Here is a 23,186-nt window from a genome sequence, read left to right on the forward strand (position 1 = left end):
CAGAGTCAACCTCTTTCTCAGAAGTTTTTCTCCGGCGGCGCAGTCTCCTGTGCCTTTCAACCTGTCATCCCGTTGCCGGTGTGCCGTGTTGATGGATGCGCATTATAGGGAGTTGTCTGAGAGGCGCAACCCATAAATTGCATAAAAAAGAGCGTTCGCTGCATTCCACAGCAAAAGCGGCTGTTATACGCAGTTACACACAATGTTATCCACATTAGTCGGGCCAGATAAATTTAGGCGAGCATCACGCAAACGTTTTCGCTACAATGCCGGGCGAAGTTCCGGACACCCCTTTTCGGGGCGTTACCTGAGGTTTTTGATTTTTTCTTCCTATATAGAGAAGAGAAAACCGCTGTAAAGCCTGATGTAACGCTCTTATATACGCGAAACAAAGCCAAGGGATAAACCACCATGCAACAAACTCGTCCTGTACGCCGCGCATTGCTCAGTGTCTCTGACAAAGCCGGTATCCTCGAATTTGCTCAGGCGCTCTCAAGTCGCGGTGTCGAACTGCTCTCCACAGGCGGAACAGCTCGCCTGCTGGCGGATGCGGGTCTGGCTGTCACAGAAGTCTCTGACTACACCGGTTTCCCGGAAATGATGGATGGACGCGTCAAAACCCTGCATCCGAAAGTGCATGGCGGCATTTTAGGTCGTCGCGGCCAGGATGATGCCATTATGGCGCAGCACGACATCAGCCCAATCGACATGGTGGTCGTTAACCTCTATCCCTTTGCACAGACCGTCGCCCGTGAAGGATGTTCACTGGAAGATGCAGTGGAAAATATCGACATCGGTGGCCCGACCATGGTGCGCTCTGCTGCCAAGAACCATAAAGATGTGGCAATCGTGGTCAGCAGCGGCGACTACGATGCGATCATTGCCGAAATGGATGCCCATGAAAATGGTCTGACGCTTGAGACCCGTTTCGATCTGGCGATCAAAGCGTTTGAACACACTGCCGCGTATGACAGCATGATCGCTAACTACTTTGGCAGCCTGGTGCCCGCCTATCACGGTGATCGTAATCAGCCCGCCGGCCGTTTCCCGCGTACCCTGAATCTGAACTTCATTAAGAAGCAGGATATGCGCTACGGTGAAAACAGCCATCAGGATGCTGCCTTCTATATAGAAGAGAACATCACTGAAGCTTCAGTGGCGACTGCCCGGCAGGTTCAGGGCAAAGCGCTCTCCTATAACAACATTGCTGACACGGATGCTGCACTGGAGTGCGTAAAAGAGTTCAGTGAACCCGCCTGCGTCATCGTCAAACATGCAAACCCTTGTGGCGTAGCGACCGGTGACTCTCTGCTGGCAGCCTATGAGCGTGCTTACCAGACCGATCCGACCTCCGCATTTGGCGGCATCATCGCCTTTAACCGCGAGCTGGATGAAGCAACTGCGCAGGCCATTATCAGCCGCCAGTTTGTTGAGGTGATTATCGCGCCAGCGGTTTCCGAGGCCGCGCTGAAAATTACCGCCGCGAAGCAGAATGTCCGTGTCCTGATCTGCGGCCAATGGCAAAACCGTACTGCTGCACTGGATTTCAAACGCGTCAACGGGGGTCTGCTGGTACAGGATCGCGATCTCGGCATGGTTGATGCCAGCCAGCTGCGCGTCGTCAGTAAACGTCAGCCAACCGAACAGGAACTGCGTGATGCGCTGTTCTGCTGGAAAGTAGCGAAGTTCGTTAAGTCTAACGCCATTGTTTATGCACGCGACAAAATGACCATCGGTATCGGTGCCGGACAGATGAGCCGTGTCTATTCCGCTAAGATTGCCGGCATTAAAGCAGCCGATGAAGGGCTGGAAGTAAAAGGATCAGCCATGGCGTCGGATGCCTTCTTCCCGTTCCGTGATGGTATTGATGCGGCAGCCGCGTCAGGCGTGAGCTGCGTCATCCAGCCTGGCGGCTCCATCCGCGATGAAGAGGTGATTGCGGCGGCTGATGAGCACGGCATTGCCATGATCTTCACCGACATGCGTCACTTCCGCCATTAATCGTTCTGGAGAGAAACAGATGAAAATTTTAGTAATCGGCAATGGCGGACGTGAACATGCTCTGGCCTGGAAAGCTGTCCAGTCGCCGCTGGCGGAAACCGTGTTTGTGGCACCGGGTAACGCGGGCACCGCATTAGAGCCTGCGCTGCAGAATGTCGCGATTAGTGCAACTGATGTCCCTGCCCTGCTTGAGTTTGCCCGGCGTGAAAAGATCGATCTGACGATTGTCGGCCCCGAAGCGCCGCTGGTGATTGGCATCGTGGATGCCTTCCGTGAGGCCGGGCTGGCTATCTTTGGTCCGACTCAGGCCGCTGCGCAGCTGGAAGGCTCTAAAGCTTTCACCAAGGATTTCCTGGCGCGTCATCAGATCCCGAGTGCGGAATACCAGAACTTCACCGAGGTTGAGCCCGCTCTCGCGTATCTGCGTGAGAAAGGCGCCCCTATCGTCATCAAAGCCGACGGTCTGGCCGCAGGTAAAGGCGTGATTGTGGCAATGACGCTGCAGGAAGCTGAGGATGCGGTTCAGGATATGCTGGCCGGTAACGCCTTTGGCGATGCCGGACACCGCATTGTGATTGAAGAGTTTCTGGATGGCGAAGAAGCCAGCTTCATCGTGATGGTAGACGGCGAGCATGTGCTGCCCATGGCCACCAGCCAGGATCACAAACGCGTGGGCGATGGCGATACCGGTCCGAACACCGGCGGAATGGGTGCCTACTCTCCGGCTCCGGTTGTCACCGATGAGATCCACCAGCGCGTTATGGATCAGGTTATCTGGCCGACCGTTCGCGGCATGGCGGCTGAAGGCAACGTCTATACCGGTTTTCTCTATGCCGGCCTGATGATCGATCATACCGGGCAGCCGAAAGTGATCGAATTCAACTGCCGCTTCGGCGATCCGGAGACTCAGCCGATCATGCTGCGTCTGCAGTCGGATCTGGTCGATCTTTGCCTGGCCGCCTGTGACGGTAAGCTGGATCAGAAAACGTCACAATGGGATCCCCGCCCTGCGCTGGGTGTGGTGCTGGCGGCGGGCGGTTATCCGGGTGACTACGCTCAGGGCGATCAGATTCACGGTCTGCCACTGGAAGAAGTGGCTGACGGCAAGGTATTCCACGCCGGAACACGGCTGGAAGAGGACCTGGTGCTGACAAACGGTGGCCGCGTGTTGTGCGTAACCGCGCTGGGCGACGATGTGGCCGCGGCACAAAAGCGGGCTTATGAGCTGACACAGCCGATCTCATGGCAGGGCAGCTTCTGTCGCCGCGATATCGGCTACCGCGCCATTAATCGCAAATAAGTTCAGGGGGCACCAGGTGCCCCCTTTTCAATTCACATATCTTCTTCTGTCGGCTGCTGTGAGCAGTCATCCTGCTGACTGACCCGCAATAGCTGTATCCCTTCCGGCGCTTCAAGCCATGACACCATCAGCGGTGCCGATGCGCGGCGTTGCTGCTGTGTCAGCATCTGCAGAGCGTCGGCGTCAAAAGCGGGTCTGACCTGCTGGCCTTCGCAACTCTCCAGCACATTGTTTCCCAGCCAGTGTCCCTGTCTGAGGAACACCTGACCGCTTAATAGCGCATCGCTGAGGTTACGCATCCGCTCGGCATCAAACTTATAGAGCTCAACCGCATCCGGGCTGACCGCTTCACGCCGGCCTGAAAGCTGGCGCTGCATAAAGTTAAGACCGCCAGCCTGGTCAAAGCGCAGGGTCACATCATCAGGCTGGTTGCCCTTCACCTGACGCTGGATGCTGATCAACGACTCTTCCAGCCAGACATAATCCGTCACTTCACCCTCACCGCCACTGAACGGCGTATAGAAGGTGCGGATATGGACAGACTGGTGGTCGCTGTTTTTACGCCAGATACGAACAACACCACGATCGGCAAGATAGCCACTGGCAGAAAAGGGGGGAATATCCGGAGTAGAGCTGCAACCGAAAAGAAACAGGGAGAGAAACAGAACAGATAAACGCTGAAACAGCGGGGTCATGATGGCTGGCCTCTTAAACAAAAGGGGCGAAACGCCCCCTGTTTTAAAGCTTAACCGCAGTGCGACGTCTTACTTAACGGCGTCTTTCAGCGCTTTACCAGACACGAATGCCGGTACATTTGCTGCAGCGATTTTGATCTCTTTGCCAGTCTGCGGGTTACGACCGGTACGCTCAGCGCGGTGGTTCACTTTAAAAGTACCAAAACCAACCAGTTGTACAGCATCACCATCTTTCAGAGACTCAGTGATCGCAGCCAGAGTAGATTCCAGCGCTGCCTTTGCCTGGGTTTTAGACAGGTCAGCTTTTTCTGCGATCACATCAATCAGTTGAGTCTTGTTCATAAGTTATCCTTAAAGTGTATTTATCGCTTGCTAAGCAACGAGTGCGAGGGAAAAGCCATATTCTGGCACTCTTCTGCCTGCACGCACCGATAGCCACAATTTTCAGCCCCCCAAATGTAGACCAGACAGGGGGCCAATGTGAAGCCTCCAGGCGCGCTAATTCGGGCCTGAAGTCACGTTTTATCGCCTTACTGCTGGAAATTTATACCGATGTTGCTAATTCCAGCTTCACGCAGGTCAGATCGCAGACCTTTAATCAATTCAAGGTCGCGCTCTTCACACTCCGCCAGCAGGCGGAAAATCTCCCACTGAAGGTCCCACTCATCGATGATAGCCGGGTTTTCACGCAGCTCTTCGTCGGTCATTTCGCGTCCAGCCTGGGTCATTTCCAGCATGGCGATAGTAGTAATTGAGGTCTCGCTGACTTCAATTGCATGCTCAAGAGTTTCACCGCTCAGCTGCGCATGGACGACTTCGCTTAATGCCACACAGGCATCGATAGCCGGATAAACGCCGTAAACCTCAAACGCATCACCATCCGGAATGGCGGCTTCGAGCTTTTCCAGCTGGCTGTCGAAGTTAATCTTCGCATCTTTGACCGTCAGGTTTTCCCAGATCAGATCAAGGATACGGCGATAGAGTGCCGGATCGGCAAATTCAGTCTGCTCGCAGAACGCGCGATAGTTGGGATACATGCGCTCGCACAGGCAGGCCATAAAAGTAAGGTGCTGCCAGCTTTCCAGCTTCGCCAGACGCAGATGAACGGGATTTTGTAACATAAAGGTGGCTCTTATTCGTTTCGCTGGCCGCAGTGTAACTGCAAAACCGCAGCACAAACAGTGTTAAAGCGCGTTTTGCCAGCGCTGGAAAGCGGTTCGGTTCGAGGCAACCGCGTCGGCCCAGCGGGTCGGTTCCGGCAGCCGGTAACCACGCGTACAGTTTTCGACCCACTGCAGCGCGGTATCCAGGCTGACACGATGGCCGGTGGCGACAAACAGCGGATTACACCGCAGCTTGCTGCGCCATACCCAGCCTATCTGCTCACCTTTGTCGATCAGTGGCTGACGACTGCCAGGCTGCGCATCCAGATCGGCAAAACGGCCACACAGGCGACTTTTCGCGACACCAATGGTGGGCACATCGACCAGCAGGCCAAAATGTGACGCGACGCCAAGTCGTCGTGGATGCGAAATACCGTGTCCATCCACAAACAGCAGGTCCGGCTTTTGCTCCAGCATCTGCCAGGCGGCCATCAGCGCTGGATATTCACGGAATGAGAGAAAGCCCGGAATATAAGGCATGGTGGTCTCAACGCGTGCGATGCGATGCTCCACCAGCTTTAAGGAGGGATACTCCAGTATCACCATCGCCGCCCGGGTGATAGTGCCTTCCTGCTCAAATCCAACGTCCGCCCCGCCGATAAAGCGGGGTGGCAGCACATCAAAATCATCTTCACGCACCACATCAGCGGCGCGTTGTAACTGCTCAGCGCGAAGTGCGGCAATATCCATGATTACTCCTGATGCCAGGGACGTGATAAACGGTGTACCGCCTCAACAAAGACGCCCGCATTTTCCGGTGGGACATCCAGATGAATACCATGCCCCAGATTAAAGACATGCCCGGTGCCCGAGCCAAAGCGCTCCAGGATCCCAGCCACTTCCTGTTCGATACGCTCAGGTGCCGCATAGAGCATAGAAGGATCCATGTTGCCCTGCAGGGCGACTTTGTCGCCCACGCGACGGCGTGCGTCATCAATATCGGTGGTCCAGTCGAGACCCAGCGCGTCACAACCGGTGGCGGCCATCGCTTCCAGCCACTGTCCGCCGCCTTTGGTGAAGAGCGTCACCGGCACGCGGCGACCGTCGTTTTCACGCAGCAGGCCATCGACAATTTTGTGCATGTAATGGAGTGAGAATTCGCGGTAATCACGACCGGTCAGCACGCCACCCCAGGTATCAAACACCATAACGGACTGCGCACCGGCGCGGATCTGAGCATTGAGATAGAGGATGACGCTGTCGGCCAGCTTATCCAGCATCGCGTGGAGCGTAGCGGGATCGGCATACATCATCTTCTTAATTTTGGTAAACGCCTTGCTGCTCCCGCCTTCCACCATATAGGTGGCCAACGTCCACGGACTGCCGGAGAAGCCAATCAGCGGCAGATCGCCGTTCAGGTTCTTACGGATGGTACGGACAGCATTCATCACATAGCCCAGCTCCATTTCGGGATCGGGCACCGGTAAACGCTCAACGTCAGCGCGACAGGTCACAGGGTTTGAGAAACGCGGGCCTTCGCCGGTTTCAAAGTAGAGACCCAGTCCCATCGCATCCGGAATGGTCAGGATGTCACTGAAGAGGATGGCGGCATCCAGCGGATAACGGCGCAGCGGCTGCAGGGTAACTTCACAGGCCAGCTCGGCGTTTTTACACAGCGACATAAAGTCACCCGCCTGGGCGCGTGTCGCTTTGTACTCCGGCAAATAGCGCCCGGCTTGTCGCATCATCCAGACCGGCGTGACATCAACCGGCTGACGTAACAGGGCACGCAAATAACGATCGTTCTTCAGTTCACTCATCTCAACACTCTCTCAATAACAGGCGTGTAGTGTAGCACTTTCACACTTCGGCGCGGCACAGGGCGACGGTATCTTCAATCAGGCGGCGCGCCACGGTGCCTGGCGGTGGCAGCAACGGCAGCTCATCAAAACGGAACCAGGCCGCATCCAGCAGCTCTTTACCATCGTGCTGCAGATCGCCGCTGTCATACTCCGCCATAAAGGCTGTCATCAGCGATTGCGGGAAGGGCCACGGCTGGGAGGTAACGTAACGGACGTTTTTGACGCGGATATTGCTCTCTTCCATCACTTCGCGGGCAACGGCCTGCTCCAGCGTCTCGCCCACCTCCACAAAACCCGCCAGCACGGTGTAGACCTTGTTGCGATGGCGGGCATGATTCGCCAGCAGGATTTCATCACCGCGACGGATAGCCACAATGATGCAGGGTGCGATCTGCGGATAGTAACGCTCGCGGCAATGGCTGCAGAGACAGGCAAATTCATGTTTGCTTTGGTGCATTTCATGGCCGCAATAGCCGCACCAGCGATGAGAACGGTAGAATTCCGCCAGTTGCACACCGCGACCCACCAGCTGAAACAGCGCCACATCCTGATCGATCAGCTGTCGTACTGAGAACATATCGGCAGAACGCGGCTCACAAATCAGCCAGACTTTTTCGCCCTGCCACTCACCGATGGTCCGGGCTTTACTGCCGGTCAAACCAAATTTTTCGGCGTTTCCGTGGGGTAAATCACCTTGTGGCAACCAAAGTTTCTGTTCATGGCTGACAATCCACCATCCAGCGTCTACGCTTGAGATTTCGCATTGCATTTATTTCGTCATCCTTAGCGTCAACTCGCACGCTGAAGCCCTGATGTTAAGTGTGTAGATAAACAACTATAACTCACATGGAGTTAGATATGCTTAACCAGTTAGACGTCCTGGCTGAACGCGTAGGTGGCAGTAATGAACTGGTCGATTCGTGGCTTGAAGCCCGTCGTCAGCTACTGGTGACCTATTATCACCTGGTCGGACTTAAACCAAATAAAGAGGCGCTGACGCGTCTTGATGAGCAGGCTCTGGACAACTTCTGTCACGGTCTGGTCGATTATCTTTCTGCGGGTCACTTCAGTATCTATGAACGCGTGATCAGTGAAATGAGTGGCGACAGCCCGATGATTGCCGCCGCACAGATCTATCCACCGCTGGAAGCCAATACTGAGCGTCTGATGCAGCTGTATGACGGCCACCTGCAGCAGGCAATCGACGACGAGAACTGCATGACCTTCCAGCAGGCACTCTCCGAAGTGGGTGAAGTGCTGGAAGCACGCTTTACGCTGGAAGATAAGCTGATCCAGCTGGCATGGGATAACCAGCTTGTCCCCCCGCCGGTAGCCAATGACAGCCATATCGCGCGTCCGGCTTAATCATCATCTCCGGCAAAGGGGTTGAGATTATCCCGTAGCCCTTTTATGCTGAACAGGTTCTGAGGAGAGTGCTCCAAAGAACCTTTTTGATTTTTGCTTTGAAATATAAGGTTTTTACATCTGGCTCTGTTATCAGACACCAGCGTAAAAACAGCTTCTTGTCGGAGTGCCCAGTTGGGCTGAGACCGTTAATTCGGGATCCGCGGAACCTGATCAGGTTAGAACCTGCGAAGGGAACAAGAGTAAATATTCTCTGTATGCCAGCATGCTAACGCTGTCTATACGGTTACTCCTTCCGAACTCCGGACAAGCATCGTTCCCCCTTAACAGGATGATTGCTATGTCTGACCAAAAAACAACCCGTCGTGAACAGCGTGCCCAGGCGCAGGAATTTATCGATTCCCTGCAAAGCGGCAGTGCATTTCCCCAGTCCCGCCGCATCTGGATTACCGGCAGCCGCGAGGATATCCGCGTTCCCATGCGTGAAATCGTGCTAAGCCCGACCCACATCGGCGGCAGCAAAGAACAGCCTCTCTATGAGCAGAACGAAGCAGTACCGGTCTATGACACGGCGGGTGCCTATGGTGATCCCGCGGCACAGATCGATGTTCATCGTGGCCTGGAAAAGCTGCGCGCCCGCTGGATTGCTGAACGCGACGACAGCGAACTTCTCGAACAGAACAGCTCAGGCTATACCCAGCAGCGGCTGGCTGACGAGGGGCTGGATCATCTGCGTTTCGATCAACTGCCGACACCGCGCCGTGCCCGCGCAGGCTGCTGCGTCACGCAATTGCACTATGCCCGCCAGGGGATCATCACCCCGGAGATGGAATTTATCGCACTGCGGGAAAACATGGGCCGTGAGCGAATCCGCAGTGAGGTATTGCTGCAACAGCATCCCGGCCACAGTTTTGGCGCGCATCTGCCAGCCAGTATCACGCCCGAGTTTGTACGTCAGGAGGTCGCTGCCGGACGCGCCATTATCCCTGCCAATATCAATCACCCTGAATCGGAGCCGATGATCATTGGCCGCAACTTTCTGGTTAAGGTCAATGCCAACATCGGTAACTCGGCGGTGACCTCTTCTATTGAGGAAGAGGTGGAAAAACTGGTCTGGTCGACTCGCTGGGGTGCCGATACGGTGATGGATCTCTCTACCGGTCGTTATATTCATGAAACGCGCGAATGGATTTTGCGAAACAGCCCGGTGCCAATCGGTACAGTGCCGATTTATCAGGCGCTGGAAAAAGTGAATGGCGTGGCCGAGGCGCTGAACTGGGAAATATTCCGCGATACGCTGCTTGAGCAGGCGGAACAGGGTGTCGATTACTTCACTATCCACGCTGGCGTGCTGCTGCGTTATGTCCCGATGACGGCGAAACGTCTGACCGGGATTGTATCGCGGGGTGGATCTATCATGGCGAAATGGTGCCTGTCGCATCATCAGGAGAGCTTCCTGTATCAGCACTTCCGGGAGATTTGTGAAATCTGCGCCGCCTATGATGTCTCCCTGTCGCTGGGCGATGGCCTTCGTCCGGGTTCCATTCAGGATGCCAACGATGAGGCGCAGTTTGCCGAACTGCGTACCCTGGGCGAACTGACCCGTATTGCCTGGGAATATGACGTTCAGGTCATGATTGAAGGCCCGGGGCACGTCCCGATGCATATGATCCGCCGCAACATGACCGAACAGCTCGACCTGTGCGATGAAGCCCCCTTCTACACCCTTGGCCCGCTGACCACCGACATCGCGCCCGGCTATGACCATTTCACCTCCGGTATCGGTGCTGCCATGATTGGCTGGTTTGGTTGCGCCATGTTGTGTTACGTCACGCCCAAAGAGCATCTGGGTCTGCCGAACAAAGAGGATGTGAAGCAGGGATTGATCACCTACAAAATAGCAGCGCATGCCGCCGATCTGGCGAAAGGCCATCCGGGTGCGCAGATCCGTGATAACGCCATGTCCAAAGCGCGCTTTGAGTTCCGCTGGGAAGATCAGTTTAATCTGGCGCTGGATCCCCATACGGCGCGGGCTATGCATGATGAAACCCTGCCGCAGGAGTCGGGCAAAGTGGCCCATTTCTGCTCGATGTGCGGCCCTAAGTTCTGCTCGATGAAAATTTCCCAGGAGGTGCGCGAGTTCGCAGCACGTCAGGATACGCGCGCCGAGCCCGTTGAAGTGGGCATGGCGCAGATGTCAGACCGTTTTCGTCGGCGCGGCGGTGAGCTTTATCATCCCGCCGATGCCATTAAGGAGGAGTAACAATGCCCGCATTTCCCGCTACCGCCCCGCGCCTGGGGCTTTATCCGGTGGTTGATAGCCTCGACTGGATTGAGCGCCTGCTGAAGATGGGCGTTCGTACGCTGCAGCTGCGCATCAAAGATCAGCCCGATGAGATCGCCGAACCCGCCATCGCTCAGGCGATTGCACTGGGTAAACGCTATGACGCGCGCCTGTTTATCAATGACTATTGGCAGCTGGCGATAAAGCATCAGGCTTATGGTGTGCATCTGGGTCAGGAGGATCTCGATGTCGCCGATCTTGCCCGGATTCATCAGGCAGGATTGCGTCTGGGGCTCTCCACCCATGACGATGCTGAACTGGACCGCGCACTGGCAATCCAGCCCTCTTACATCGCGCTTGGACATATTTTCCCGACGCAGACCAAAGAGATGCCTTCTGCGCCGCAGGGCATTGAGCAGCTGAAGCGGCATCTGACGCGCCTGACGCATATCCCCACCGTGGCAATTGGCGGTATTTCGATTGCACGGGCACCTGACGTGCTGGCAACCGGCGTAGGGAGTATTGCGGTGGTGAGTGCGATTACCCAGGCAGATGACTGGCGTGAAGCAACACGTACTTTGCTGGCGCTGGCAGAGCCTCACCAATAAGGATTTGTGGAAGCTGTCCCGCATAGCGGCTGCAAAACCAGTAACGCCAGCGTTTCTGCCGGGAAAGCGACGCGCAAAAGCGTATGTTGCCGCTGGCGTGCTCTGATCCAAAACCTTAACGTGGCCTCCGTCAGGTTAAGGTTATCTGACCAGGGCCGGTTCCCTCCTCTTGCCGGCCCTGCTTCTTCTTTTCGCTATGCGAGAGTTGAAGCTGAAATCTGCGTTTCATGCTGGCACGAGAGCATGGCGCGTTCGACGGCTGCACCCACCAGCGCCAGCGCCTTTTCAGTCTGCTCGTTGATCGGCAGCCCGTAGTTTAAGCGCAGACAGTTACGGTATTTACCCGAGGCCGAAAAGAGTGAGCCTACGGCTATCTGAATTTTTGACTCGCGCAATTCGCGGTTGAGCCGGACCGCATCAAACGCTTCGGGGAGCTCTATCCACATCAGAAAACCGCCCTGAGGACGGGAAACGCAGATGCCGCAGGGAAAGTAGTGGCGCACCCAGCAGCTAAAGGTTTCATAGTTACGATGATAGATTTGCCGCATCCGGCGCAGATGGGGCTGATAATGGCCCTGGCGGATAAACTCGGAGACCGCATGCTGAGGCTGTGTGGCGGTGGAACCTGTGACGATATATTTCATGTGCAGTACACGGTCGCGATAGCGGCCGGGTGCAACCCAGCCGACACGCAAACCTGGCGCCAGCGTTTTGGAAAAGGAGCTGCACAGCAGAACCCGGCCATCGAGATCCAGCGCTTTAATGGTCGCTGGGCGCGGATATTCCCAGGCTAACTCACCATAAACATCATCTTCAATGACCGCCGCGTCAAACCGCTGCGCCAGGGCAAGCAATGCCCGCTTACGCGGCTCAGGCATGATAAATCCCAGCGGATTATTACAGTTCGGTACAACAACGACTGCTTTAATCGGCCATTGATCAAACGCCAGTTCCAGCGCTTCCAGGCTGATGCCGGTTACCGCATCAGTCGGGATCTCAATGGCACGAATGCCAAATCCGCGCAGGGTTTGCATGATCCCGTGAAACGAAGGCGACTCAACAGCAATGATATCGCCCGGCTCGCAGACCGCACGCACGGCTACCGATAAGGCTTCATGGCAGCCGGTGGTAATAACAATGTCATCGGCGGTGAGCTGGCAACCGCTATCTATCGCCAGTCGTGCAACCTGTTGCCGCAGTGCGAGAACACCATAGAGGTTGTCATAATTGAGCAGCGCGATGTCCTGCTTCTGAGCCTGTCGGCTGAAGGCTTTCCACAGCGGCTTAAGCGTCGGCTGGGTCAGATCGGGCATACCGCTTCCCAGCTGCAACACATCATCTTCCAGACGGCTGTTAATCAGCTCCAGCACCGCATCCCATTGCGTTACCTCAACCGGCCGCTGTGCGGGACGGGTCAGCGCAGGCATCGGGGGCGTCGCCTTACGCGAGGCCACAAAATAGCCAGAGCGCGACTGCGGCGTAATCATCTGCTTCTCTTCCAGCAGATGATAAGCCTGCTGCACGGTGCTGATACTGACGCCATGTTCGGCACTCAGACTGCGTACCGAGGGCAGGCGCTCACCACTGCGATATAAACCTTGTTCGATACGCTGAGCCAGCAGCGTGGCCAGATGTTCATATCGCGTCATTGTATTTCCTCTGACTCAGTAGCTGAGCATTAACCGGTACAGTTATGCCTCTTTTTTACCATTCAGATCGCCATTACCGCAATCTGTATGTTAAAGAAAGGTGATTTTTGCGTCTGTATCATACAGAGCGATCCGCTGAGAATAGTCCTCAGACAATTCACTGAGGGCACTATCATGGGATACGACGAGAATCGCGCAGCTAAACCGTTTACAGGCACGCCTTACCAGTTGGTTCGCTATCTTTGGCGCAGTTATAAACGCTGGCAGCTGAGGCGTGAGACGCGCGTCATCCTGTCGAAGCTGAGTGACAGTCAGCTGAAAGACATTGGCCTTGGCCGCAACGACTGGAATGTCTGAATCAGAGACAAAAAAAAACCCTGCCGAGGCAGGGTTTTTATCAGGCAAAGGACGATTAATCGTCTTTGTTGCCGCCGAGACCGGCGTTCAACAGTTCAGCCAGGCTGGCTGAGGCTTCATCCGCAGTAACCTGCGGTGCAACCGGAACTTCACCTGCCGCTTTGCGGCGCATACGATCCTGATGGTACGCATAACCGGTACCGGCCGGGATCAGACGACCCACGATTACGTTCTCTTTCAGGCCGCGCAGTTCATCGCGCTTACCTGCTACTGCTGCTTCGGTCAGGACACGCGTGGTTTCCTGGAACGATGCTGCAGAGATGAACGATTCGGTAGCCAGTGACGCTTTGGTAATACCCAGCAGGTCACGCATGAAGGTTGCGCCAACTTTTCCGTTCGCTTCCAGATCACGGTTAGAGATCTTGATGCGAGAGAATTCAGCCTGCTCACCTTCCAGGAAGTCTGCACTTCCTGCGCTCACGATGGTTGCTTTACGCAGCATCTGACGAACGATGACTTCGATGTGCTTATCGTTAATCTTAACGCCTTGCAGACGGTAAACTTCCTGCACTTCGTTAGTGATGTAACGGGTCACCGCATGCACGCCACGCAAGCGCAGGATGTCATGTGGAGACTCTGGGCCATCGGAAACCACGTCACCGCGCTCAACACGTTCACCTTCGAACACGTTCAGCTGACGCCATTTCGGAATCATCTCTTCGTACGGCTCACTGCCATCCAGCGGAGTGATGACCAGACGACGCTTACCTTTGGTCTCTTTACCGAAGGAGATGATGCCGCTGATCTCCGCCAGAATAGCTGGCTCTTTCGGACGACGCGCTTCGAACAGGTCAGCAACGCGTGGCAGACCACCGGTAATATCCTTGGTACCGCCAGATTCCTGCGGAACACGCGCCAGCGTGTCACCAGCACTGATCTTCACGCCATCTTCCAGCTGAACAATCGCTTTACCAGGCAGGAAGTACTGAGCCGGCATGTCGGTGCCCGGGATCAGAACGTCGTTGCCGTTGGCATCAACAATTTTCAGCGCAGGACGCAGATCTTTACCGCCCGCAGTACGTTCAGCACTGTCCAGAACCACCAGCGAAGAAAGACCGGTTAAGTCATCTGTCTGACGGGTAATGGTCTGGCCATCAACCATGTCCGTGAAGCGAATGAAACCGCCCACTTCGGTGATGACTGGCATGGTATGCGGATCCCAGTTTGCGACGGTTTCGCCCGCTGCAACCTGCTCACCATCACCTTTCGCCATGGTAGAACCATAAGGAACTTTATAGCTCTCTTTGGTACGACCAAATTCGTCGATCATTTTCAGTTCAACGTTACGCGAGGTGATCACCAGCTTGCCTGCCGAGTTCGTTACCGACTTAGCGTTGGTCAGCTTGATGGTACCTTTGTTCTTCACCTGAATGCTGGATTCAGCAGCCGCACGTGATGCCGCACCACCGATGTGGAACGTACGCATCGTCAGCTGTGTACCTGGCTCACCGATGGACTGTGCCGCGATAACACCGATCGCTTCACCTTTGTTGATGATGTGACCACGTGCCAGGTCGCGACCATAGCAATGCGCACACACACCAAAGTCGGTTTCACAACCTACTACTGAGCGGACTTTCAGGCTGTCGACTGAGTTCAGTTCCAGCACGTCACACCAGTGCTCATCGAGCAGCGTGTTGCGTGGAACCAGAATATCAGCAGTACCCGGCTTCAGAACGTCTTCAGCGGTCACACGACCCAGAACACGTTCACGCAGTGGCTCTTTAACGTCGCCACCTTCGATGACAGGTGTCATCATGATGCCTTCGTGTGTACCACAGTCATCTTCGGTAACAACCAGATCCTGTGCAACGTCAACCAGACGACGCGTCAGATAACCGGAGTTCGCCGTTTTCAGTGCGGTATCCGCCAGACCTTTACGAGCACCGTGGGTTGAGATGAAGTACTGGAGTACGTTCAACCCTTCACGGAAGTTCGCCGTGATTGGTGTTTCGATGATGGAGCCATCTGGCTTCGCCATCAGACCACGCATACCGGCCAGCTGACGAATCTGTGCAGCAGAACCACGCGCACCGGAGTCAGCCATCATAAAGATGCTGTTAAAGGAAACCTGTCGCTCTTCTACGCCGTCACGGTTAATAACGGTTTCGGTTGAGAGGTTTTCCATCATCGCCTTGGCAACACGTTCGTTGGCTGCTGCCCAGATATCGATGACTTTGTTGTAACGTTCACCTGCGGTTACCAGACCAGACTGGAACTGCTCCTGGATCTCAGCCACTTCAGCTTCCGCTTCGGTGATGATTTCCACTTTCTTCTCTGGAATAACCATGTCGTCGATGCCGACAGACGCGCCTGAACGGGCTGCGTAAGCGAAACCGGTGTACATGGTCTGGTCAGCAAAGATAACGGTCGGCTTCAGGCCCAGAATGCGGTAACAGGTGTTCAGCATTTTGGAGATAGCTTTTTTGCCCAGCGCCTGGTTAACGATGGAGAAAGGCAGACCTTTTGGCACGATCATCCACAGGATGGCACGGCCAACAGTGGTGTCGATGATGCTGGTTTTAGCAACCCACTCATCCTGCTCATTTTTCTCGTGTTCGGTGATACGCACCTTAACGCGAGCATGCAGCGATGCGAGGCCAGCGCGATAAATACGCTCAGCTTCTTTCGGGCCAGTCAGCACCATGCCTTCGCCTTTGGCGTTAACACAGTCACGGGTCATGTAGTACAGACCCAGTACAACGTCCTGAGAAGGAACGATGATTGGCTCGCCGTTCGCAGGTGACAGGATGTTGTTGGTCGACATCATCAGCGCACGTGCTTCCAGCTGGGCTTCCAGCGTCAGCGGTACGTGAACAGCCATCTGGTCACCATCGAAGTCGGCGTTGTATGCCGCACAAACCAGCGGGTGCAGCTGGATCGCTTTACCTTCGATCAGAACCGGTTCAAAGGCCTGAATACCCAGACGGTGCAGCGTAGGCGCACGGTTCAGCAGAACCGGGTGCTCACGGATCACTTCGTCGAGGATATCCCAGACAACCGCTTCTTCGCGCTCAACCATTTTCTTCGCGGCTTTGATGGTGGTGGCCAGGCCACGCAGTTCCAGCTTGCCGTAAATGAACGGTTTGAACAGTTCGAGTGCCATTTTCTTCGGCAGACCGCACTGATGCAGGCGCAGGTATGGACCTACGGTGATAACCGAACGACCAGAATAGTCGACACGTTTACCCAGCAGGTTCTGACGGAAACGACCCTGCTTACCTTTGATCATGTCAGCCAGCGATTTCAGCGGACGCTTGTTGGAACCGGTGATCGCACGACCGCGACGACCGTTGTCCAGCAGTGCATCGACCGCTTCCTGCAACATACGCTTTTCGTTGCGCACGATGATATCTGGCGCAGCCAGATCCAGCAGGCGTTTCAGGCGGTTGTTACGGTTGATCACGCGACGATAAAGATCGTTCAGATCCGACGTTGCGAAACGGCCACCATCCAGCGGTACCAGCGGACGCAGATCCGGTGGCAAAACAGGCAGCACGGTCAGGATCATCCACTCTGGCTTGTTGCCAGACTGTACGAACGCTTCCAGCAGCTTGATGCGCTTGGTCAGTTTTTTACGTTTGGTTTCGGAGTTAGTTTCGTTCAGCTCTTCACGCAGCTGCTCGCACTCCTGCTCCAGATCCATGTTTTTCAACAGGGCCTGGATCGCTTCGGCGCCCATTTTGGCGTCGAACTCGTCACCGAACTCTTCCAGAGCGTCAAGGTACTGCTCTTCAGTCAGAATCTGACGCTTCTCGAGGTTGGTCATGCCACCTTCGATTACTACGTAAGATTCAAAATAGAGCACGCGCTCGATGTCACGCAGTGGCATATCCAGCAGTAAGCCGATACGCGATGGCAGTGACTTCAGGAACCAGATGTGCGCAGTCGGCGACGCCAGTTCGATGTGGCCCATACGCTCACGGCGTACTTTAGTCTGGGTCACTTCAACGCCGCACTTCTCACAAATCACACCACGGTGTTTCAGGCGCTTGTATTTGCCGCACAGGCACTCATAGTCTTTTACCGGCCCGAAGATACGGGCACAGAACAGACCATCGCGCTCTGGCTTAAAAGTACGGTAGTTAATGGTTTCTGGCTTTTTCACTTCACCAAAAGACCAGGAACGGATCATGTCTGGCGAAGCCAGCGCAATTTTGATCGCATCAAACTCTTCGGTCTTAGTTTGCGCTTTCAGAAACTTAAGTAAGTCTTTCACGGATTAGCTCCCGTCGGAGTGAGACTCAGAGGGCGTCCAACCGAAATTGAACGCCCCGTAACCAGTACAATTGCGAGCGCTTTAAACCCTGCGCTTTCAGGCGGCGGCGAACCGCAGCCTGAAAAGGGGGTTACTCGTCTTCCAGCTCGATGTTGATACCCAGCGAGCGAATCTCTTTCAACAGTACGTTGAAGGATTCCGGCATGCCCGGTTCCATCTGATGGTTACCGTCAACGATGTTTTTATACATCTTGGTACGGCCGTTGACGTCATCAGACTTAACGGTAAGCATTTCCTGCAGGGTATACGCGGCACCATATGCTTCCAGTGCCCATACTTCCATCTCACCAAAGCGCTGACCACCGAACTGTGCCTTACCACCCAGCGGCTGCTGAGTAACCAGGCTGTAGGAACCGGTTGAACGCGCATGCATCTTGTCATCAACCAGGTGGTTGAGTTTCAGCATGTACATGTAGCCAACGGTTACCTGACGTTCGAACTGCTCACCGGTACGGCCGTCAAACAGGGTAATCTGACCGGAAGAAGGCAAGCCGCCGAGCTGCAGCAGCTCTTTGATTTCGCTCTCTTTCGCGCCATCAAACACCGGAGTGGCGATTGGCATACCTTTCTTCAGGTTCTCAGCCAGACGCAATACTTCGTCGTCGGAGAAGGTGTTCAGGTCAACTTTCTGACGCAGATCGCTACCCAGGTCATAGGCGCGCTGGATGAATTCGCGCAGTTTCGCGACGTCTTCCTGCTTTTTGAGCATGGCGTTGATCTTCTCGCCGATGCCTTTCGCTGCCATACCCAGGTGGGTTTCCAGAATCTGACCGATGTTCATACGCGATGGTACGCCCAGCGGGTTCAGAACGATGTCAACCGGCGTGCCGTTTTCATCGTAAGGCATATCTTCGATCGGGTTGATCTTAGAGATAACACCTTTGTTACCGTGACGGCCTGCCATTTTGTCACCCGGCTGAATCTGACGCTTAACAGCCAGATAAACCTTAACGATTTTCAGCACGCCTGGTGCCAGATCATCGCCCTGGGTGATTTTACGACGCTTACCTTCAAGTTTTTTCTCAAACTCGTGCTTCAGTTCGTCGTACTGCTCTGCCAGCTGCTCCAGCTGGTTTTGCTTGGCTTCGTCAGTCAGACCCAGTTCCAGCCAGCGCTCGCGCGGCAGCTTGTCCAGTTTGTCTGCTTCAACGCCACCAGAAATCAATACGTTCTGGATACGGCTGAACAGGCCCGCTTCCAGAATCTGCAGTTCTTCAGACAGGTCTTTCTTGGCCTGCTTCAGCTGCATCTCTTCAATTTCCAGCGCACGTTTGTCTTTTTCCACGCCATCGCGGGTAAAGACCTGAACGTCGATCACGGTGCCTGACACGCCATTCGGTACGCGCAGTGACGAATCTTTCACGTCAGAGGCTTTTTCACCGAAGATAGCGCGCAGCAGTTTCTCTTCTGGCGTCAGCTGGGTTTCACCTTTCGGCGTAACCTTACCAACCAGAATGTCGCCACCGGTCACTTCAGCACCGATGTAGACGATGCCTGACTCATCCAGTTTAGAGAGTGCAGCTTCACCCACGTTCGGGATATCAGCGGTAATCTCTTCCGGCCCCAGTTTGGTGTCACGCGACACGCAAGCCAGTTCCTGAATGTGGATAGTCGTAAAGCGATCTTCCTGAACCACACGCTCGGAGACCAGGATGGAGTCTTCGAAGTTGTAACCGTTCCACGGCATGAACGCTACGCGCATGTTCTGGCCCAGCGCCAGTTCACCCAGATCGGTGGACGGGCCATCTGCCAGCACGTCGCCGCGCTCAACCGGCTCACCCAGAGAAACACATGGCATCTGGTTGATGCAGGTGTTCTGGTTAGAACGGGTATATTTGGTCAGGTTGTAGATGTCGATACCGGCTTCGCCAGCATGCATTTCGTCTTCGTTAACTTTGATAACGATACGTGATGCGTCGACGTACTGTACGGTACCGCCACGTTTGGCAACGGCAGTTACACCGGAGTCAACGGCAACAGCACGTTCCATACCCGTACCAACCAGCGGCTTATCAGCACGCAGAGTCGGAACGGCCTGACGTTGCATGTTCGCACCCATCAGGGCGCGGTTAGCATCATCGTGTTCCAGGAACGGGATCAGTGACGCACCGACAGAAACGATCTGTTGAGTCGAAACGTCCATGTAGTCAACCTGATCGCGGCTGAACAGACTTGATTCGCCTTTGCTACGGCAGGTGACCAGGTCATCAACAAACGCGCCGTTATCATCAAGAGGGGCGTTCGCCTGAGCGATAACGTAGTTACCCTCTTCGATAGCAGAGAGGTAGTGAATCTCGTCAGAAACCAGACCGTCGATAACACGGCGGTAAGGCGTCTCAAGGAAACCGTACTCGTTGGTCTGTGCATACACAGACAAGGAGTTGATCAGACCGATGTTCGGGCCTTCAGGGGTTTCGATTGGGCAGACACGACCGTAGTGCGTTGGGTGTACGTCACGCACTTCGAAGCCGGCACGCTCACGCGTCAAACCACCCGGGCCGAGAGCAGAGATACGACGTTTGTGCGTAATCTCTGACAGCGGGTTGTTCTGATCCATAAACTGAGAAAGCTGGCTGGAACCAAAGAACTCTTTCACCGCGGCCGAAATTGGCTTCGCGTTGATCATGTCCTGTGGCATCAGGGTATCAAGGTCGCCCAGTGACAGACGCTCTTTAACCGCACGCTCAACACGTACCAGACCGACACGGAACTGGTTCTCAGCCATTTCACCGACTGAACGAATACGACGGTTACCGAGGTGGTCGATATCGTCCACTTCGCCTTTACCGTTACGGATGTCGATCAGCTTCTTCATCACTTCGATGATGTCATCTTTGCTCAGGATGCCTGAACCTTCGATTTCATCACGCAGCAATGAACGGTTGAACTTCATACGACCCACAGCAGAAAGATCGTAACGATCTTCAGAGAAGAACAGGTTCTCAAACAGGTTCTCTGCTGCTTCGCGTGTTGGCGGCTCACCAGGACGCATCATGCGGTAGATCTCAACCAGTGCGCTCAGACGATCGCTGGTTGGGTCGACACGCAGGGTCTCGGACATATATGGACCGTGGTCCAGATCGTTGGTGAACAGCGTTTCGATGCGCTTGTGACCGGACTGGCTCAGTTTGGCCAGCAGATCCAGTGACAGTTCCATGTTCGCTGCAATGATCAGCTCACCGGTGCTCTCATCGATGTAGTCTTTAGCGACCACTTTGCCCGCGATATATTCAACCGGAACTTCGATGTGCTGAATGCCATCTTTTTCCAGCTGACGGATATGGCGCGCAGTAATACGGCGTGCTTTTTCGACGTAGACGGTGCCGTTCGCTTCGATATCGAAGGTCGCAGTTTCACCGCGCAGGCGCTCAGGCACCAGCTCCATCTGCAGCTTGTTGTCGCGAATTTCAAACACCACTTTCTCGAAGAAGATATCGAGGATCTGAGGTGTAGTGAACTGCAACGCACGCAGGATGATAGTGGCCGGCAGCTTACGACGACGGTCAATACGGACAAACAGGTTATCTTTCGGGTCAAACTCAAAGTCGAGCCATGAACCGCGGTAAGGGATGATACGTGCGTTGTAGAGCACTTTACCCGATGAGTGGGTTTTACCCTTATCGCTATCAAAGAACACGCCAGGACTACGGTGCAGCTGAGAAACGATAACGCGCTCGGTACCATTGATAACAAAGGTACCATTGTCGGTCATGAGCGGAATTTCGCCCATGTAGACTTCTTGTTCTTTAATGTCTTTTACGGTGCCTTCTGGCGCTTCGCGCTCATAGACCACCAGACGCAGTTTCACGCGCAGCGGTGCCGAATAGGTCACGCCACGGATCTGACACTCTTTCACGTCAAAGACAGGTTCACCCAGGCGATAGCTGACATACTGCAACTCAGAGTTGCCGCTGTAGCTCGCAATAGGGAATACAGAGCGGAATGCAGCTTCCAGTCCGTACTGACCTTCTGGATCTTGCTCGATAAACTTCTGGAACGAGTCGAGCTGGATGGAAAGGAGATAAGGTATGTCCAGTACTTGCGGACGTTTACCAAAATCCTTACGAATACGTTTTTTCTCGGTATAGGAGTAAACCATAGGGTTCCTCAGCTAGCTGACAAGTCGACCCACGCTGTCCGTCCTGACAGGACAGTTCATGCAACACGATTTTGTTTGATTCACTGGCTGCGCAGCAGCAGTGCAATACCTCTTTCTATCACGCTTAAATCATTTCATCGCTGTTGCGAGGGCAGGGAACCCGCACAGGTAGAGCGGTATATTAAGTCGTCGATAGAGAAAGATATTGAAGAGTAACAATGGACAAACAGTGTGAAACCCCATTGAGACCCTGTAGCGCAAAAAGGCTGGTGACCAAAAAGTCACCAGCCATCAGCCTGAAACTACTCAGACTGCAACCCGAAGGCTGTCTTACTTAACTTCAACTTCAGCGCCAGCTTCTTTCAGAGCAGCTTCAAGTGCAGCTGCGTCATCTTTGCTGATCGCTTCTTTGATTACGCCAGTTGCTTCAACCAGATCTTTGGCTTCTTTCAGGCCCAGACCAGTTGCAGTACGTACGGCTTTGATTACTGCAACCTTGTTCGGGCCAACAGCTTTCAGGACTACGTCGAATTCAGTTTTTTCTTCAACAGCTTCAGCCGGGCCCGCAGCAACAGCTACAGCAGCAGCAGCAGAAACGCCGAATTTTTCTTCCATAGCAGAAACCAGCTCAACTACTTCCATTACGGACATCGCTGCAACAGCTTCCAGAATTTGGTCTTTAGTAATAGACATGACAATTGTTCCTAAGAATCAGAAAAAGTTTATACGTAAGCAAGTACGAAGAAAAGAAGATGGCCTTAAGCCGCTTCTTTTGCATCGCGTACAGCAGCCAGAGTGCGGACCAGTTTGCCGGCAGCGGCTTCTTTCATGGTCGACATCAGACGTGCCAGTGCTTCTTCGTAGGTCGGCAGCGTTGCCAGACGGTCAATATTGGCCGCCGTGATCAGCTCACCTTCAAAGGCTGCAGCTTTGACCTCAAATTTTGCATTCGCTTTCGCGAAATCTTTGAACAGACGAGCAGCTGCGCCCGGGTGTTCCATAGAATATGCAATCAGGGTCGGACCAACAAACGTGTCTTTCAGGCACTCAAACTGAGTTCCTTCAACGACGCGGCGCAGCAGGGTGTTACGAACAACACGCATGTAAACGCCAGCTTCACGGCCTGCTTTACGCAGTTCGGTCATTTTATCAACGGTGACGCCACGGGAATCCGCAACAACCGCTGAAAGCGCACCTTTGGCTACTTCGCTGACTTCAGCAACAATCGCTTGTTTGTCTTGAAGATTTAATGCCATTAGCTTTTGCTCCTGGATTTGACCGGGAAAGGATTTCCCCGGAACTCACTTCACTTACTCACCCCAAGGGGAAATAAGCGCTCGAACACGGTGAGCAGAATCCAGCTAAGAAAAAATTCTTTTGGTTCTGTCACCGTCTACGCAGGGTATTAAGCGGAATATCCGGAGATAAGCAGCTCCTGCGGTCTTGGACGGAGGCCAGGATAAGGCCTGGCTCCAACCTAAATTCTGTGCGACGCAGCAGAGTCAGAGGGAAAGGCGATACACG

At 54.4% G+C, this 23,186-nt stretch carries 17 protein-coding genes and 1 riboswitch; of the genes, 6 read left to right on the forward strand and 11 right to left on the reverse strand.

All coding sequences use genetic code 11. From position 1 onward, the window contains the following. Positions 1–411 precede the first annotated feature (411 nt). Complete coding sequence (gene purH, locus ACK13D_RS21570) at positions 412–2,001, forward strand: bifunctional phosphoribosylaminoimidazolecarboxamide formyltransferase/IMP cyclohydrolase (RefSeq protein WP_341576566.1); 1,590 nt, start codon at positions 412–414, stop codon at positions 1,999–2,001. Between the two features lie 19 nt (positions 2,002–2,020). Then, positions 2,021–3,301: a phosphoribosylamine--glycine ligase gene (gene purD / locus ACK13D_RS21575; protein WP_010261075.1), complete on the forward strand. Its 1,281-nt coding sequence runs from the start codon at positions 2,021–2,023 to the stop codon at positions 3,299–3,301. 32 nt (positions 3,302–3,333) lie between these two features. On the opposite strand, the gene ACK13D_RS21580 is transcribed toward purD, so the two are convergent. The 6 genes from ACK13D_RS21580 to nudC form a co-directional block, all read right to left on the reverse strand. Further along, on the reverse strand, positions 3,334–3,996 hold the full coding sequence (locus ACK13D_RS21580; protein WP_010261073.1) for a DUF1481 domain-containing protein: 663 nt from the start codon (positions 3,994–3,996) through the stop codon (positions 3,334–3,336). 69 nt (positions 3,997–4,065) lie between these two features. Further along, positions 4,066–4,338 (reverse strand): nucleoid-associated protein HU-alpha, encoded by a 273-nt coding sequence (hupA, locus tag ACK13D_RS21585; protein ID WP_003850136.1) that lies wholly within the window; start codon positions 4,336–4,338, stop codon positions 4,066–4,068. A gap of 188 nt (positions 4,339–4,526) precedes the next feature. Continuing rightward, positions 4,527–5,117 carry a YjaG family protein gene (locus ACK13D_RS21590; protein ID WP_010261070.1) on the reverse strand — a complete coding sequence of 197 codons (591 nt, stop codon included), beginning with the start codon at positions 5,115–5,117 and terminating at the stop codon, positions 4,527–4,529. A 63-nt stretch (positions 5,118–5,180) separates the two neighbouring features. Then, positions 5,181–5,849, reverse strand: coding sequence for a deoxyribonuclease V (gene nfi, locus ACK13D_RS21595; RefSeq protein WP_010261068.1), 669 nt, complete (start codon positions 5,847–5,849; stop codon positions 5,181–5,183). A gap of 2 nt (positions 5,850–5,851) precedes the next feature. Further along, complete coding sequence (gene hemE, locus ACK13D_RS21600) at positions 5,852–6,919, reverse strand: uroporphyrinogen decarboxylase (protein WP_010672222.1); 1,068 nt, start codon at positions 6,917–6,919, stop codon at positions 5,852–5,854. A gap of 40 nt (positions 6,920–6,959) precedes the next feature. Beyond that, positions 6,960–7,730 carry an NAD(+) diphosphatase gene (gene nudC, locus ACK13D_RS21605; RefSeq protein ID WP_010672223.1) on the reverse strand — a complete coding sequence of 257 codons (771 nt, stop codon included), beginning with the start codon at positions 7,728–7,730 and terminating at the stop codon, positions 6,960–6,962. An 89-nt stretch (positions 7,731–7,819) separates the two neighbouring features. On the opposite strand from nudC, the gene ACK13D_RS21610 reads away from it, so the two are divergent. The 3 genes from ACK13D_RS21610 (at position 7,820) to thiE (ending at position 11,218) form a co-directional block, all read left to right on the forward strand. Further along, positions 7,820–8,326: an Rsd/AlgQ family anti-sigma factor gene (locus tag ACK13D_RS21610; protein ID WP_010261059.1), complete on the forward strand. Its 507-nt coding sequence runs from the start codon at positions 7,820–7,822 to the stop codon at positions 8,324–8,326. Positions 8,327–8,478: 152 nt separating this feature from the next. Further along, a riboswitch (TPP riboswitch) is annotated at positions 8,479–8,579 on the forward strand. A gap of 87 nt (positions 8,580–8,666) precedes the next feature. Continuing rightward, positions 8,667–10,589, forward strand: a complete 1,923-nt coding sequence (thiC, locus tag ACK13D_RS21615) for a phosphomethylpyrimidine synthase ThiC (protein WP_010261057.1) — start codon at positions 8,667–8,669, stop codon at positions 10,587–10,589. Positions 10,590–10,591: 2 nt separating this feature from the next. Further along, positions 10,592–11,218, forward strand: coding sequence for a thiamine phosphate synthase (thiE, locus tag ACK13D_RS21620; protein WP_033768363.1), 627 nt, complete (start codon positions 10,592–10,594; stop codon positions 11,216–11,218). Positions 11,219–11,412: 194 nt separating this feature from the next. Here the strand turns inward: thiE and ACK13D_RS21625 are convergent, their stop codons facing one another. Then, positions 11,413–12,867, reverse strand: coding sequence for an aminotransferase-like domain-containing protein (locus ACK13D_RS21625; RefSeq protein ID WP_010672226.1), 1,455 nt, complete (start codon positions 12,865–12,867; stop codon positions 11,413–11,415). 174 nt (positions 12,868–13,041) lie between these two features. Here ACK13D_RS21625 and ACK13D_RS21630 point away from each other — a divergent pair, with 174 nt between their 5' ends. Continuing rightward, entirely contained in the window at positions 13,042–13,224 is a 183-nt protein-coding gene (locus ACK13D_RS21630; protein ID WP_010261051.1) for a DUF1127 domain-containing protein, read from the forward strand. 55 nt (positions 13,225–13,279) lie between these two features. Here ACK13D_RS21630 and rpoC read toward each other — a convergent pair whose 3' ends face one another. From rpoC to rplJ, 4 genes are all read right to left on the reverse strand, one after another. Continuing rightward, complete coding sequence (gene rpoC, locus ACK13D_RS21635; protein ID WP_010261049.1) at positions 13,280–17,503, reverse strand: DNA-directed RNA polymerase subunit beta'; 4,224 nt, start codon at positions 17,501–17,503, stop codon at positions 13,280–13,282. Between the two features lie 130 nt (positions 17,504–17,633). Further along, entirely contained in the window at positions 17,634–21,662 is a 4,029-nt protein-coding gene (gene rpoB, locus ACK13D_RS21640) for a DNA-directed RNA polymerase subunit beta (protein ID WP_010261046.1), read from the reverse strand. Positions 21,663–21,992: 330 nt separating this feature from the next. Continuing rightward, positions 21,993–22,355 (reverse strand): 50S ribosomal protein L7/L12, encoded by a 363-nt coding sequence (rplL, locus tag ACK13D_RS21645; RefSeq protein WP_008927142.1) that lies wholly within the window; start codon positions 22,353–22,355, stop codon positions 21,993–21,995. Positions 22,356–22,420: 65 nt separating this feature from the next. Continuing rightward, positions 22,421–22,918: a 50S ribosomal protein L10 gene (gene rplJ, locus ACK13D_RS21650; RefSeq protein WP_003848098.1), complete on the reverse strand. Its 498-nt coding sequence runs from the start codon at positions 22,916–22,918 to the stop codon at positions 22,421–22,423. Between the last annotated feature and the right edge of the window lie 268 nt (positions 22,919–23,186).

This window comes from Pantoea sp. K16 (assembly GCF_048452805.1).
GTDB classification, from domain to species: domain Bacteria; phylum Pseudomonadota; class Gammaproteobacteria; order Enterobacterales; family Enterobacteriaceae; genus Pantoea; species Pantoea agglomerans.

Bases quoted from the DNA above. Each gene is read 5' to 3' on its own strand.
- ACK13D_RS21630 (WP_010261051.1), top strand. From the start codon at position 13,042: ATGGGATACGACGAGAATCGCGCAGCTAAACCGTTTACAGGCACGCCT.
- thiE (WP_033768363.1), top strand. From the start codon at position 10,592: ATGCCCGCATTTCCCGCTACCGCCCCGCGCCTGGGGCTTTATCCGGTG.
- purD (WP_010261075.1), top strand. From the start codon at position 2,021: ATGAAAATTTTAGTAATCGGCAATGGCGGACGTGAACATGCTCTGGCC.
- ACK13D_RS21625 (WP_010672226.1), bottom strand. From the start codon at position 12,867: ATGACGCGATATGAACATCTGGCCACGCTGCTGGCTCAGCGTATCGAA.
- nudC (WP_010672223.1), bottom strand. From the start codon at position 7,730: ATGCAATGCGAAATCTCAAGCGTAGACGCTGGATGGTGGATTGTCAGC.
- hemE (WP_010672222.1), bottom strand. From the start codon at position 6,919: ATGAGTGAACTGAAGAACGATCGTTATTTGCGTGCCCTGTTACGTCAG.
- purH (WP_341576566.1), top strand. From the start codon at position 412: ATGCAACAAACTCGTCCTGTACGCCGCGCATTGCTCAGTGTCTCTGAC.
- ACK13D_RS21590 (WP_010261070.1), bottom strand. From the start codon at position 5,117: ATGTTACAAAATCCCGTTCATCTGCGTCTGGCGAAGCTGGAAAGCTGG.
- hupA (WP_003850136.1), bottom strand. From the start codon at position 4,338: ATGAACAAGACTCAACTGATTGATGTGATCGCAGAAAAAGCTGACCTG.
- thiC (WP_010261057.1), top strand. From the start codon at position 8,667: ATGTCTGACCAAAAAACAACCCGTCGTGAACAGCGTGCCCAGGCGCAG.
- rplL (WP_008927142.1), bottom strand. From the start codon at position 22,355: ATGTCTATTACTAAAGACCAAATTCTGGAAGCTGTTGCAGCGATGTCC.
- nfi (WP_010261068.1), bottom strand. From the start codon at position 5,849: ATGGATATTGCCGCACTTCGCGCTGAGCAGTTACAACGCGCCGCTGAT.
- rpoB (WP_010261046.1), bottom strand. From the start codon at position 21,662: ATGGTTTACTCCTATACCGAGAAAAAACGTATTCGTAAGGATTTTGGT.
- ACK13D_RS21580 (WP_010261073.1), bottom strand. From the start codon at position 3,996: ATGACCCCGCTGTTTCAGCGTTTATCTGTTCTGTTTCTCTCCCTGTTT.
- ACK13D_RS21610 (WP_010261059.1), top strand. From the start codon at position 7,820: ATGCTTAACCAGTTAGACGTCCTGGCTGAACGCGTAGGTGGCAGTAAT.
- rplJ (WP_003848098.1), bottom strand. From the start codon at position 22,918: ATGGCATTAAATCTTCAAGACAAACAAGCGATTGTTGCTGAAGTCAGC.